The sequence below is a fragment of the Ktedonobacteraceae bacterium genome (genome assembly GCA_035653615.1).
Lineage (GTDB): Bacteria > Chloroflexota > Ktedonobacteria > Ktedonobacterales > Ktedonobacteraceae > DASRBN01.
On record DASRBN010000038.1, the window covers coordinates 50,508 to 64,711 of the forward strand.

General features: G+C 54.4%; 12 protein-coding genes. 6 read left to right on the forward strand and 6 right to left on the reverse strand.

Going from position 1 to position 14,204, the window contains the following annotated elements:
• Window positions 1–25 precede the first annotated feature (25 nt).
• Window positions 26–1,435, reverse strand: a complete 1,410-nt coding sequence (locus VFA09_23155; GenBank protein ID HZU70188.1) for an LpqB family beta-propeller domain-containing protein — start codon at window positions 1,433–1,435, stop codon at window positions 26–28.
• Between the two features lie 157 nt (window positions 1,436–1,592).
• On the opposite strand from VFA09_23155, the gene VFA09_23160 reads away from it, so the two are divergent.
• Together VFA09_23160 and VFA09_23165 are read left to right on the forward strand one after the other, a co-directional pair.
• Entirely contained in the window at window positions 1,593–2,846 is a 1,254-nt protein-coding gene (locus VFA09_23160; protein HZU70189.1) for a transposase, read from the forward strand.
• 198 nt (window positions 2,847–3,044) lie between these two features.
• The gene (locus VFA09_23165) at window positions 3,045–3,809 is read left to right on the forward strand and encodes a GDSL-type esterase/lipase family protein (GenBank protein ID HZU70190.1); all 765 of its coding nucleotides are present in this window, start codon (window positions 3,045–3,047) and stop codon (window positions 3,807–3,809) included.
• A 32-nt stretch (window positions 3,810–3,841) separates the two neighbouring features.
• On the opposite strand, the gene phoU is transcribed toward VFA09_23165, so the two are convergent.
• A complete protein-coding gene (gene phoU, locus VFA09_23170) occupies window positions 3,842–4,591 on the reverse strand; it encodes a phosphate signaling complex protein PhoU (GenBank protein ID HZU70191.1) in 750 nt (249 codons plus the stop codon).
• Window positions 4,592–4,943: 352 nt separating this feature from the next.
• Here phoU and VFA09_23175 point away from each other — a divergent pair, with 352 nt between their 5' ends.
• Window positions 4,944–5,795, forward strand: a complete 852-nt coding sequence (locus VFA09_23175; GenBank protein ID HZU70192.1) for a PIG-L family deacetylase — start codon at window positions 4,944–4,946, stop codon at window positions 5,793–5,795.
• Between the two features lie 15 nt (window positions 5,796–5,810).
• Here VFA09_23175 and VFA09_23180 read toward each other — a convergent pair whose 3' ends face one another.
• A complete protein-coding gene (locus VFA09_23180; protein HZU70193.1) occupies window positions 5,811–7,538 on the reverse strand; it encodes a lipid II flippase MurJ in 1,728 nt (575 codons plus the stop codon).
• Between the two features lie 100 nt (window positions 7,539–7,638).
• Window positions 7,639–8,196, reverse strand: coding sequence for an adenylyltransferase/cytidyltransferase family protein (locus VFA09_23185; GenBank protein ID HZU70194.1), 558 nt, complete (start codon window positions 8,194–8,196; stop codon window positions 7,639–7,641).
• A 481-nt stretch (window positions 8,197–8,677) separates the two neighbouring features.
• Here VFA09_23185 and VFA09_23190 point away from each other — a divergent pair, with 481 nt between their 5' ends.
• The 3 genes from VFA09_23190 to VFA09_23200 are packed head-to-tail and all read left to right on the forward strand — an operon-like array spanning window position 8,678 to window position 12,361.
• Window positions 8,678–9,979, forward strand: a complete 1,302-nt coding sequence (locus tag VFA09_23190; GenBank protein ID HZU70195.1) for a PAS domain-containing protein — start codon at window positions 8,678–8,680, stop codon at window positions 9,977–9,979.
• A gap of 5 nt (window positions 9,980–9,984) precedes the next feature.
• Entirely contained in the window at window positions 9,985–11,136 is a 1,152-nt protein-coding gene (locus VFA09_23195; GenBank protein ID HZU70196.1) for an ATP-binding protein, read from the forward strand.
• Window positions 11,137–11,146: 10 nt separating this feature from the next.
• The gene (locus tag VFA09_23200; GenBank protein ID HZU70197.1) at window positions 11,147–12,361 is read left to right on the forward strand and encodes a hybrid sensor histidine kinase/response regulator; all 1,215 of its coding nucleotides are present in this window, start codon (window positions 11,147–11,149) and stop codon (window positions 12,359–12,361) included.
• Between the two features lie 56 nt (window positions 12,362–12,417).
• On the opposite strand, the gene VFA09_23205 is transcribed toward VFA09_23200, so the two are convergent.
• Both VFA09_23205 and VFA09_23210 read right to left on the reverse strand, forming a co-directional pair.
• On the reverse strand, window positions 12,418–13,434 hold the full coding sequence (locus tag VFA09_23205) for a bifunctional ADP-heptose synthase (protein HZU70198.1): 1,017 nt from the start codon (window positions 13,432–13,434) through the stop codon (window positions 12,418–12,420).
• Window positions 13,424–14,200 carry a WecB/TagA/CpsF family glycosyltransferase gene (locus VFA09_23210; protein ID HZU70199.1) on the reverse strand — a complete coding sequence of 259 codons (777 nt, stop codon included), beginning with the start codon at window positions 14,198–14,200 and terminating at the stop codon, window positions 13,424–13,426. Before VFA09_23210 ends, VFA09_23205 begins: the two co-directional genes overlap by 11 nt.
• Between the last annotated feature and the right edge of the window lie 4 nt (window positions 14,201–14,204).

Sequence of the window (14,204 nt, forward strand, 5' to 3'; positions counted from 1 at the left end):
GCTGAACTCTTCTTGTTTTTTTTTATTACATCGTTGTCCAGCCAACAATCGACAACTGCGTGCCGTCCGAGATGGACGCGAATGTAGTTGGCGTTCCACCGTTCAGCGCACCGAACAGCAGCGATTGCGTTTTACCGTTAGCGCTGCTATGTTGCAGGGCGTACAGGTTTCCATCGCGAGAAACATTTGACCAGGGATACTGCGAGAACATGTTGAAATTGCTCGGCCCCCCGGAAACTCCCGCGCCATCGCTGGTCAGGCGTGCCAGACCACTGCCGTCGGTATTGACTTTCCACAACCCGTTATTGCTGGTATCGGCGTTTCCGGTAAAAGAGGCGTTTTCAACCAGGAACAAGAGCGTGGTCTTGCTGATGGCCCGCACGGCGGTAATAGCCATGTTCGCGTTGGTGAAAAAGGTATGCGGTGAGCCACCGCTGGCCGCGCGCACGTTAATCATGCTGGGGCCGCGCTGGTCGCCGATACCGGGGCCATTTGGATTCGGGTCGGTCGTGCATTCGGCGGTATACAATTGCGTCCCATCATAGCTGCTGTCGGAGTTCCAGCAGAACGTATTGGTAGGAGTGACGACTACCGGCAGATTTTGCGGGTTCTGATTGGCCCCTTTGCTGGTATCGAGCAGGTAGAGAGCGCCCGAAGGAGCATCTACCTGAGGCCCCAGCAGGTACACCCTTGTCGTATCCAGCCAGGTCAGGATCGGATAATCAACGCCTGTTCCGCTCATAAAGATGTCCGCCTGCACGCTACCGTTCTGTGCATTCAGCACATAAACACCGCTGCCACTGCTGGTATAGCTATCAAAAACGATGAGCTTCTGATCGGAAGACCACTGCGCATCATGCAAGGCGCTACCGGTATTGGCGCCGTTGGAGGGTGGCGCGGCACAATACAACGTTTGTAACCCCTGACCATCCATGCGCACCAGTTGCAACTTCGCCTGACCGGATGCAATGGCGACAAAGAGAATCCATTGTCCATCCGTCGAAACCTGGGCCTCGCTGATTTCTGTCCTGGGAAGGTTGAGAATCTCAGTTTTACTACCGGTCGTGACATCATAGCGCTTCAACGTGGCAAGTGTAGGCGCATCCGCCGGCCCCTGATTGACAATATAGACGATATTCTGGTCGCTGCCCAGCGCCAATGGCGCAAGCACGGCCGCTCGTCCGCCGCCCGAAGCGGGACAACTGGTCTGTGTTGCCGGCACCGGAGCCGTGGTAGAAACCGTTCCGGGATTTCCATTCCCATTTCCCTTTGGGGTGGGAGTAGAAGTCTTTCCTGCCGGTGTTGGGTTTACAGTCGGTGTCGTGCCACCTCCGGGTGTCGAACCTGTGCCCGGTGATCCACAGGCCACGACCAGCAACGCGATACAGCACAAGAAGAGAGCAATGAGCATTGGATGAGAACGCATACGATACATAATTTTTTCCTTTCAAATCAGACATTCTTTAGAATATAGTTGCTTTCTGATCATCATAAAGGCGCAGGAGACCCCTGGCTTCAGCTATGGGAAGGAATGCGCCCTCTCCTTTCCAGAATGTTTGACAAAAACCTGGTCTATATGACATACTTTTCGCATGAATAGAACGATAATCGTACAACTCAATCCGACGCCAGAGCAGGCGCAAAGTCTGAAGGCAACGCTTGAACACTATAGCGCCTGTTTTAATGCTGTTGCTCAGGAAGGTTTTTCGACTGCCTGTAGCAATGGCGTGGAGTTGCACAAACGCACGTACTATCCGCTGCGTGCCCAGTTTCCTGATCTTCCCGCTCAATTGGTCTGTTCGGCCCGTCTCAAGGCAACGGAAGCGATCAAGTCTGCCCTCACGTGGAAGATCAAGAAGGAAAAGGCCTATGCCAGCAAGGTTGAGAAGGCCAGGAAAGAAGGCAAGCCCATTCCTGTCTTCAAGCCTGTCCGCTGTCCCCACAGCGAACTGGTCTGTATCCGCTATGATCAGCGTTCGTACCGGGTCAAGTGGCAAACGCTCAGCTGTAGTCTTGCCACAGTCAACGGGCGCGTAGAAATGCCTTTCAAGGTGCCACCTCACCTCATGCAGTACGTTGGCTACAACGTGTGTAGTGCTGACCTGTGCTTGCGCCAAGGACGCTTCACGCTTCACATCGTTGTTTCCTTTCCTGAACCCGTTGTTCCTCCTTCTCAGGACGTGATTGGAGTTGATCTGGGTCTCAATCGCCCGGCAGTCACTTCCAACCGACAATTCCTGGGAAAGAAGCGATGGAAAGAGCAGGAACATTGTCTCTTCCGCCTCCAGAGAAAACTGCAAGCCAAAGGCACTCGTTCGGCGAAGAAGCACCTCAAGAAGCTGAACAAGAAACGGTTTCGGCAACGCAGAGACCACGATCATGTCCTCAGTAAACGGATTGTGTCCACTTCCCCTGCAGGCGCTACCATCGTTCTTGAGAATCTGACCAACATCCGAGAGACCTCCAGGATGGGAAGAGGTAAAAAGAACAAGAACGTGAGCAACAAACGACGCTTGCATAGCTGGTCGTTTGCGCAATTGTACTCGTTTGTGCAGTACAAAGCACAGGCACGGGGTATTGCCGTCGTCAAGATTGACCCGCGGCACACCTCGCAGACCTGTTCGCGCTGTAGCTATCAGCATCGCTCCAATCGTCGCTCGCAATCCGTCTTTCACTGCCGCTCCTGTGGCTATCAACTCAATGCAGACCTCAACGCTGCTTACAACATTCGAGAGAAGTACCTTACTTTTCTTGCTCAGGATGGTAGACCCGCCCTGAGTGGGCCGACCTGTCAGGCGGCCTCTCGTGTCGGCTCTTCGGGGCCAGATGCAAGCCCCCGCCTGTAGGCGTGGGGTTCACCTGACTTATACGCTATAAAGGCTAGAATTTATGGGTTCTCCCTCTAATGAGGGGCTTCATAGCAGTCTAGCATGCGGCTTGTGGGAAAACTGTGAGGTGGATCACAAAGCACGTGATACAATATGATGTACTATATTTGACTGTATGCTCGAAAGCCGGTGATCCGCTAGAAATACAGACTCCCTATGAAGAAGTTTATCCGCGGGTGGTTCTTCCGCTGCTTTTCAATATCCGTACTGCTGCTCTGCCTGGCACTTTCAGCTTGCGCCGCGGGGGGCAGTCCGAACGTTACCAGCATGACGCATCCGGCCTCACCATCCCTTACCGCGACTACACGGTCGGCTCAAAGCCAGACCTTTCAACGGCCCATCACGTATGTCGCGTTGGGGGCTTCCGACGCGGTTGGCGTTGGCAGCAACGTGCCAGGATCGCAGGGATACGTGCCATTGATAGCGGCGCATTTGCCAAAGGGCTCGCGTCTGATAAACCTGGGTGTGAGTGGCATCCGGCTGCACGATGCGCTGACGGAAGAATTACCGCTGGCAATTTCGACATCACCCGACCTGGTAACAATCTGGCTGGTAGCCAATGATTTCGTCGACGGTATTGCTTATAACGACTATATGCAAGACCTCAATACGCTGCTGCACCAGTTGCATACGAGGACGCACGCGCGTATCATAATGGCGAATTTGCCTGACCTGACGCGTCTGCCCGCTTTCGCAAACGAGACGACCGCACAGAAAGCACAGATGCTCCAGGCCATTCAACACTGGAATGCTGGTATTGCTCAGGCGGCGGCAAGCTATGGGGTGACGTTGGTGGACCTGTTTCGCCAGGGGAGCAGGCTAACGGCACATCCCGAATATATCAGCTCGGATGGATTTCATCCCAGCGCCGCCGGGTATGTGCAGTTAGCCAACCTCTTCTGGCAAGCGATTGATGGGTAGGGGCCAGATTGATCGCGCCCTATCCCCTGGCCTCAGGTTTCTGAACGCTGAATACTCGTTTCTCCCTTGAGGATGAAGACGATGCGCTCGCAGATATTGGTGCAATGATCGCCAACGCGCTCTAGCTTATGCGCAATCCAGAGCAGGTAGGTGGCGCGCTGCAAGATGCGGGAGTCGTTCTGCAAGGCTGGAATGGCGCGAGCGCCTTCCATCAAGGTCATCAGATCGTGGCGCACGAGATGATAGCGCACATCTACAACATCATCTTCCTCCCAGATATGACGCGCGGCATCGACATCGCGGTTGGCAAATGCGGTCATGGTGCCTTGCAAGACCCGCCGTGCTTCCCGTCCTAATTCAATCATATTGTGTAAGATCGAGGCTTCTGTGACCTGATCCTCCTTGCCATCGCCGCTAATCACTACCTGGGATGCGGGCGTGCCTCGCAGCGGCGTCATGCGCAGGATGATCTGCGCAATCCCGGCGGCGCCATCGCCGGCTCGCTCAAGATCGCCAGCAATAGAGAGCGCTGAGGTGAGGAAACGCAAATCGCGGCCCCCTAAAGGCTGTTGCAGCGTCAATAAGCGAATGGTATGCTCTTCGATGGCCATACGTAGACTATCGATAATGGCATCGGCTTCAATCACCATACCGGCCTGAACCTGGTCACCGGTCTCCAAAGCCTTGAGAGCCTTTTCAAAAGCATTATCTACGTCATTGCCCAACTGTATGATCTGATCGTTCAGTTCCTGTAATTCTCTATCCAGTACCGTTCTTGGCATGCAGAAGCTCCTCCTTATACTCTATTACTTTCGCTATTTTTACCTTCCATATCGATCATAGGAAGGGGTCGATTGACGTGCAGCTCCTCAGGACGACCACAAAGGTTTACTTGTAGGGTCAGGGCCTGGTGCCTGTCCTGCTACCGGACTAGGACAGGGATAAGCCGTCGTCCCTACAGAAGAATATACCACATTTCTTGCAGAAAAGATAGAGTGATATTGGAAATAGTTGTTCTATTCTAAAAGGATAAGTGCAACAAATCCGCGCTCATTGACAGGAAATCCGTCCAGGTGTTAGAGTAACACTGTAGTCTGCCGTTGAACGGCAAAATTATATGAAAGCATGGAAACAATGTCAACGAAACGATTATTAGGTCTCTTCGCCCACCCCGATGACGAGGGGACGATGAGCGGAGCTTTTTTACTATACGGTGCGTCCGGTGTAGAGACAGGGCTGGTATGCGCGACACGGGGTGAGGTTGGTGAGATTGCCGACCCCAGCCTGGCAACACCTGAGAATCTGGGACAGGTGCGCGAGGGAGAGATGCGAGCAGCGGCCCAGGTACTGGGTCTGAACCACCTCTGGTTCCTTGGTTACCGTGATTCGGGCATGGCGGGAACGCCTGAGAACCAGGACCCACGCGCATTCGTCCAGGCTAATCGCGCGGAGGTAGTGGCCAGGCTGGTTGAGATCATCCGCCAATTTCGACCGCATGTGATGGTAACATTCGATGAAACCGGAGGCTATGGGCATCCTGACCACATCGCGATCTATCGTTATACGACGAGCGCCTTCTACGCGGCATCCGACGCGGTGCAATATCCTGAGCTTGGACCTGCGCATGCCGTCTCCAAGCTGTATTACACAGCGTTTCCACGCAGCGCTATAAAGGCTATCGGCGAATGGATGAGGTCGCAGCCACAGGCGCAAGAGATGCAGAGTTCTTTCGCAGGACTCGATCCTGAGAAGCTGGGATTACCCGACGAACAGATCAGTGTGTGGCTGGATGTCGGGAAGTGGCAGGAGGCGAAAGACCGTTCCTGGTCGATGCATCGCACCCAGGCAAACTCTGGCGCGTTTATGGCGCAGATACCGGAGGATCTGCTGCGCAAATGGCGCGGCTACGAGTGCTACCAGCTGGCGGCATCACGTGTCGGGCTAGATGTGCCGGGAGAGAATGATTTGTTCGCGCGGGTACAATAATAGCCGTGTATTGTATTACTTTCTTCCCAGCTTTGCCTTCACAGCACCCACTACAAGATTGACCTCTTCCACCCTCAATAGCAGCACGCTGCCGGTGTAGACAAGGCTCGCCAGTCCGCCTGCTATGATGACTGTGAGCAATGCGCCTGAGAGCCGGTCGAGCGAAAAGAGCGCGATGTGTCCAAGCAAGAGCTGCATTGCCCAGGCTATCGCGCCCATTGCGGCGGCGGCGAGTAGTATCTTGAGAACAGTCGGCAGCATCTTGCGTATGTGTAGGGAACCCATGATTATTCTTAAGAGGATCAGAAGAATAATGGGATGAAGTGAGTTCTGTACGGTGTTGGCGAGGGCAAGCGCGGGCATGCCGACGGTACTCCAGAGGGGCAGGGCGACGGCAAGGTAGCCCAGGATGCTGACGACCCCGATTGTTACCGGAATGATGGTGTTTTTACGCGCATAGAAAGCGGCTATCAAGAGTTGATCCAGGGCCACAAAAGGGAGCTGGTAGGCGTAGTTTTGCAGGGCAATAGCGGTGCGAGCAGCGTCCTCGGCAGTGTAGTTGCGGTGGCGGAAAAGCAGGTCGACGATCGGTTGACGCAGCACAATCAGGCCGACGGCGGCAGGAACCATGAGCAACAGCCCAACGCGGAATCCTAACAGGAGTGTCTCTTTGAAACGCTCGTTGTTGCCCTCGCGCGCGTGCGCCGAAAGCGTGGGCAGGACGGCAAATGAGAGGGCCGCGGCGACTAATCCGACCGGGAATTGTATGAGCGTGGTTGCCAGGCGCATGGCGGTGTAGTTGGCAGCGCCGCAGGTTCCCGGGTGGATAGGGAAATTCGCGATGATGCCGCAGGGAGTGCGCGACGCCAGGTTTTGATCCAGGTAGATCAGGCCCATACTGACTAAAAAGCTGAACGCGACCGGGATGTAGAGTTTGACGATACGGCGCAGGGCAGGCTGTTTCAGGTCGAGTACGAACATGTAGGGCAGGCGCTGGTTGCGTATGCCGGGCAGGAGCAAGGCAATTTCCCCCGCCGCGCCAACCAGGACTCCGATAGCGAGGCCCAGGTAACCATAGTAATGCGCTCCAAGCAGACTACCGGCGAGAGCGCCAAGGATGATACCGACATGATAAGAAGCGGTGGCAAAAGCGGGCCAGCCAAATTCTTTCAGGGCATATAATGCCGCCAATAGCACGGCAAACGGCCCCAGAGCCAGCAGCGAGAAGAAGATGATCTGCGCGAACTGCAAGGTGAGTTGCTGTTGAGCGAGCGGATATCCGGGCACCAGAATAGTATCGACGAACCAGGGCGAAATAAAGACGAAAGCGACTCCGGCACAAAACATAACCAGCAGGACAAGGTTGACGATAGTAAAGACGAGGCGCCGCAGTTCATTGCGCTTTTCGGGCGCAGCGTAATCATTGAAGGTGGGGATCAGGGCGCCGGAGACGGAGCCATTCACCAGGAAGTCATTGAAGGTCTGGGCCGGTAACAACGCGGAGTTGAAAGGGCCGGCTACCCCGGTACCAAATGAGGCGACAACGATCTGGCGCACCATACCCATAATGCTGCTGCCCAGGTTGCCAAGCATTACCAGCGAGGCCGATTTCGCGATTTCACGCCGCTCGCTTGGCGCGGCTTTTTCCGGTGGACCCTCTATAATCGGAACGCTCTGTTCAGATATTCCTGTTGAGTTTAATGGGATAGCTTCAGGTTGTTCATTCACAGATTCTTTGGCCATTATGTATTGTTCTCCACTACGGTAGAAATTTTTTATTATGCATTCGTAGGGATTCTTCGCTGCGCTCAGAATGACAGGCCTGCGGCATGCCATAGGCCTGTCATTCTGAGCGCAGCGAAGAATCCTTATAACGATTGGACGAGGGAAGTTGCTTGATGGTTGCGATTAATTTTGTCGTGGAATGATCTGGTAGATAGGCGATCAAACGCACAACTCCCCCGTATTGCTGCACCACTTTTGCCTCAGGCAAACGGCCGGTATCCGGCACGCCGCTCTGTTCCATGCCATAATCGCCGCCCTTGACGTAGATCGCGGGTCGCAATAGTGCGAGCAATTCGCTGGCCGTCGGTTCGCTAAAGATCGTCACATAGTCTATACACGTTAAAGCTGCCAGTATTTCGGCACGTTCCTCTTCTGGTACCAGGGGTCTACCCGGTCCCTTGAGCACGCGGGTGCTGGCATCACTGTTCAGTCCCACAATGAGAAAATCCCCCAGGTCGCGCGCCTCTTCAAGATAGCGCACGTGCCCCAGGTGCAGGAGATCGAAGCAGCCGTTCGTGAAGACGCCTCGTTCGCCCACTTCCTGCCTGCGCCGCACTTCAGCAGCAATTTCCGGCCGGGCGAGTATTTTTTGACGGGCAATATGTGCCTGGTTCACACAAGAAATCCTTTCGCCTTTTCAGGCCTGACTTTTCGGCTAGTATAGCATATCTATGCTACTTTGTTGTATTTGAAACCGGAGATTCTCCGCTTCACTCAGAATGACTTGCCCTTGTGCTGTAGTTCAAACAAGAGATTCTTCGCTTCGCTCAGAATGACACGCTTGCGTGCAAGCGTGTCATTCTGAGCGAAGCGAAGAATCTCTCGCGCACTCCTGGGTGCTCACCAGATGCCACTTTGTTGCATTTAAAATCGGGTGCTGGTGACATCCACACTAGCAGCTTGCTACATGTCAGATGAATATATGACTATTCTCCCCGCTATTGCGTTTTGCTGAGAATTTTTGTTATACTTGCAATAAATGTGAGTCGGCAGATTTTACATAGTGTAGAGCTTTGGTCAGGCCTCTTATGCATTGCACGCGGCATACGAAAAGATGCGCAGGCCGCCAGTTAAGTTATGTAACGGAGGTATTTCTTATGAGTGATAGCGCTGTACAGACTACTACGACATCACCGCACATATCTATGCACGGCACCCGCTCGCATGGTGCTCTGGATGCCGATATCATCATCAAAAACGCGCCTGACCCCGTTTTCGTTTCTGACCTGGAAGGAAAGATTCTCTCGGCCAACGATGCCGTCTACGAGTTGTTGGGCTTCCGCACCGACGAAGTGCTGGAACAATCCCTCTCGCGCTTCATCAGTCCCGAAGAAACCAGAGAGTTTACCGCCGCCTTACGCGAGGTCATCGAGCGCGGCGCAACGCGCAATGCGCGCCTCAATCCACGCAGCGCTTCCGGCGAGGTCATCCCTACCAGCTTGAACGCTTCCGCCTTGCGCGATGCTGACGGGCGGGTGATCGGCGCCATCGGTATCCTGCGTGACATGCGCGAACTGGACAAGGCACGCGCCTATGCAGACAGCCTGATCAAGAACGCGCCTGACCCCGTTTTCGTTTCTGACCTGGAAGGAAAGATTCTCTCGGCCAACGATGCCGTCTACGAGTTGTTGGGCTTCCGCACCGACGAAGTGCTGGAACAATCCCTCTCGCGCTTCATCAGTCCCGAGGAAACCAGAGAGTTTACCGCCGCCTTACGCGAGGTCATCGAGCGCGGCGTTATCCGTAATACACGCCTGAACCCGCGCAGCGCTTCCGGCGAGGTCATCCCTACCAGCTTGAACGCTTCCGCCTTGCGAGACACCTATGGAAATGTGATTGGCGCCATCGGTATCCTGCGTGATATGCGCGAACTGGATAAGGCGCTGGCATATTCGGACAGCCTGATCAAGAACGCGCCAGACCCGGTCTTCGTCTCCGACTTGGAAGGAAAAATCTTACAGGCCAACGACGCGGTTTACGAACTATTAGGCTTCCGTCCCGACGAAGTGTTGGAACAATCCCTCTCGCGCTTCATCAGCCCTGAAGAAACGCGTGAATTCCTGGCCGCTCTACGCGAGGTCATCGAACGAGGCGTGACGCGTAATGCGCGTCTCAATCCACGCAGCGCTTCCGGCGAAATCATTCCCACCACGCTTAACGCTTCCGCTTTGCGCGATACGGATGGTAAAGTGATCGGCGCTATCGGTATCCTGCGTGATATGCGCGCTTATGAAAAGGTGGTGCGCGACCTGCAGGAATCGAAGGCTGAACTGCAGGAAAAAATTCTCGACCTGGAGAAATTCGAAGAGGTGGTCGTGGGACGCGAGTTGAAAATGATCGCGCTTGAAAAAGAGATCGAGAACTTGAGACGCGAACTGGACAAGGTCCTGCGAGGATGATGTATATGACTATTGCTCAGGAGCGCCTACCAGGCACCATTTCATACGCAGAGATGGGCCTGGAGGATCTCCAACGCGAATATGCACGCCTGGTAGAGCAGAAGAATGCCCTGGAATTACGCGTGCGCAAAAGCGAGGAGCGACGGCGCGCCCTCATGCATATCTTGAGCGATTTGAATACCCTCAACCGGAAACTTGCCGACCAGCGCAAAGCCATGATTCATATTCTGGCCGACTACGAGCAGGATCGCAGCCGGCTGGCCCGCCAAACGGAGCGTTTAGATAATTCACGCCGTGCCCTCATGCACATCTTGCAGGACTCGTACCAGTCGAATCTGCGCCTGGAAAATAGCCGCAAAGCCATGATTCACATCATGAGCGATCTCAAGGAAACGACGGAGGAGGTGCAGCGGCGCGAACAGGAATTGCGCGAAAAGCAGGAACAGCTGGTGCAGGCAGGAAAGCTGGCAACACTCGGAGAACTGACCACCGGCGTCGCCCACGAGCTGAATAACCCGCTGAACAACATTGGCCTGTTCATAGGCAACGCCATCGATCTGATTGAGCTTGGCATGGCGGATACAAATCCTGAACAAATCCTGCAAGAATTGCACAGCGCAATGCAGCAAGTGCGCAAGGCCACAGAAATCATTTCGCACCTGCGTACTTTTGGACGCGCCGCTTCGTTTAGCCATGAGCCGGTAGACATTACGCAGGTCATCCAGCGCTCGATCTCGCTTATGCAGGAACAACTGCGGCTGCGGCAGATCGAAGTAGAGATGGATTTTCCCAAAGATGGGATCGTCGTGATCGGCAACGCCATCCAGCTGGAGCAAGTCTTCATCAACCTGCTCACCAATGCGCGTGACGCCATGGTCGATGTCCCATACAAGGCCATCATCATCACCTGCAGAGCGCAAACAGATAGTGTGGAAATTCGTTTTCGCGATACCGGGCCGGGTATACCGCCAGGACTGGAACAGCGCATCTTCGATCCGTTCTTCACGACAAAGGAAGTTGGAACAGGTACCGGCCTGGGGCTTTCCATCACCTATGGCATCATTAAGGAACACCAGGGCACGATCATCGTCCAGAACCACGAGGAGGGTGGCGCCCTTTTCTCAATACAACTGCCGTTAAATCTGGATAAATCGTGAGGTATCGGGTATGACAGACAGACCACACATACTTATCGTAGATGATGATCCAGCACTACTGCAGGCGCTACCTCAAACGCTATACCTGCGCATCCCAGGCGTACTGGTGGATACCAGCGATTCAGCTTTAGAGGCGATTCGGCAGATACAAGAACACGACTATGACGCCATAATAAGCGACATCAAGATGCCCGGCATGGATGGACTGGCGTTACTGACAAAGATCAAGGAACTGCAGCCTGAGACACCCACTTTACTGATTACCGGCCATGGCGAACACGAGCTTGCGATTCAGGCCCTGCGAGGTGGAGCTTACGACTACATTCAGAAACCTATTGACCGCGAATACTGTACCAACGCCTTACGCCGCGCTATTGAAATGCGCCAGCTACGACGCCAGGTTAAAGAACAGCAACTGGCCCTGGAAATGTATGCCATGTCTCTCGAGCAAAAGGTGCAGGAGCGCACTGCCGAACTCATGCGAGCTAACGCGGCAAAGGATGAATTTCTCAATGTTGTCTCGCATGAACTCAAAACTCCTCTAGCGAGCATGAAAGGCATGATCCAGCTCTTGCACCGTCAATTTGTGCGCGAGGGTTCGGATAACCTGCGCAGTGTGGAGCTAATAGAGCGCTCTATCCATCGCATGGAAATGCTGGTGAAGGATTTACTGGATATTTCTCTCATTGAGACGGACAAGCTTGTCCTGCGCACCCAGCGCAGCGATATATCCGCGCTCTGCCAGGATACACTGGATGAATTTATGGCAGGAACTCATCCAACGCCACTTCTCACACTGCAAGCTCCTGAAGAACCCATCAAAGTCGAGCTAGACGCTGATCGCATCGGCCAGGTGATCCTCAATTTGCTATCAAATGCGTACAAATATTCACCCCCAGGCTCTCCAATTGCTGTGATAGTTGAACAAAACGGAGATGTGTGCAGGATCTCTGTGCATGATAAGGGACTAGGAATACCGCCCGAGCAGCAAGCGCATATTTTTGACCGCTTTTATCGCGTCCCCGGCAATGAAGTACAAACAGGCTCGAATGTTGGATTAGGATTAGGCCTTTACATTTCAAACAAGATTGTGGAACAGCATGGCGGGCGCATCGACGTACAAAGTACTCCCGAAGAAGGCAGCACTTTTTCCATCGTACTGCCCCTATCCATGTATACCGGGGATAGCAAGAACGGCTATCAGACGAGTTCCAGCAGCGTATAAGTAACCAGGACCATACAAGAATCCAGGGCGACCACCAGGGTACGCCCTGGTAGCTCTCACATAATCGCCTTCATCAATTCTTCCGGCGTATTGCTGGCGCATCCCAGGCGACGCACGACCAGCGCGGCGGCGGCGTTGGAAAGGTAGGCAGCTTCGGCAAAGCTGGCGCCGGCAGTCAGGGCAAGCGTAAAGGTTGCGGCCACGGTATCGCCCGCCCCGTTGGTATCGACGATTTCGCTGCCGTGATCCAGGTGATGCACAGGCAGATGTAGGGGAGGCCGGTCTACCATAAAGAGGCTCATACCCTCTGCTCCACGAGTGACCAGAACGCTCCGGGCATTGCTACCCTCTAGCAGTCGCTGCCCGGCTGCATTCAACTCAGCTTCGGAATTAATCGTCGTGCCCAGCGTGAGTTCGGCTTCGGGTTGATTGGGCGTGAGAGCGGTGGCGCCCTGGAAACGGAAGAGAGAACCATGCGAGTCAACCACCACCACTTTATTCAGTTCTCGCGCCAGGGGAATACAGCACTCAATGATCTGCGGGCTGATGACGCCGTTTTCATAATCGGAAAGCATCACGGCATCCATCTGCGGCAATACTTGACGGATGTAGTCAATAATCGCGCTCCGGTGCGGTTCGCCCACTTCTGACGTATCGACGCGGTCGATACGCACGATATGCTGCTGCACAATCTGCGGACTACCGGCTATAATACGCGTCTTGGTTGAAGTCGGGCGCTGTGTATCGGTCAGCAGGCATTCCTGGTGCATGCCCAGTTCCTGAATGGCCCGGCGCAACCGCTGACCGGGCAAATCATCTCCAACAACACCGGCCAGGAAGACCTCTGCGCCAAGAGTGCAGGCATTCACAGCCACATTTGTTGCTCCCCCAGGCACAGTGCGTTCCTCGTTGAGTTCCAGTATCAGAACCGGGGCCTCACGAGCTATGCGTGTGGGCCTGCCGATCAGATATTCATCGGCGACCATATCTCCTATCACCAGCACACGCTTGCCCGCGAAATCCTCAACCAGCGAACGCAATCGCTTTCTGGCTATATGAAATTCAGCATCCATGCTTCCTACGACCTTTCAGTAAAATCAACGCGATGAAACGCGGTATTGCCAGCATACGCTGCCAGCGCCATGGCTCACGATAGAGACGATAGAGCCACTCGAGCCCCATGCGCTGCATGATGAGCGGCGCGCGGCGCTGGCGACCCGAAAGGAAATCAAATGCTCCACCCACTCCCATGGCTACAGCCACGGGTAAGCGTTCAAGGTTACGATAAATCCAGAGGTCTTGCGCCGGAGCGCCATAGGCGACACATAGCACATCGGCCCTTGCTGCGCGTATACGTTCAATGATGGCATCTTCCTCGGACACAGCAGGTGAACCCGCGTAGGTGCCTGCTATCTCCAGGACCGGCGCAAGCTCTTGCAAACGCGCTGCCGCCAGCTCCGCAACGCCTGGAGCGGCGCCTAGCAAATAGAGGCGATACCCGGCCTTCGCGCAGCCCCTGGCCAGGGCTACCAGCGTATCGGTACCGGTAATACGTTCAGGGGTAGGACAACCTATATAGTGCGTAGCCCAAACAACACCTATACCATCGGCAATGACTAGCGCGGCAGAATTAATAGCTTTGCGGAAGAGTTTGTTGCGCTGCGCCGCCATCACAAATTCGGTGTTCACGGTAATGACTTGCCGGCATGACAATGTATTATTGCTGGCGCGGCGCAGGGCAATGAGCCGCTCAATAACATCGAGCGCTTGCTGCTGCGAAAGACGGTCTACCCGCACACCGAGAACATAGGTAGACGCGAGAGGAGTTTGTTCAGACATAAAT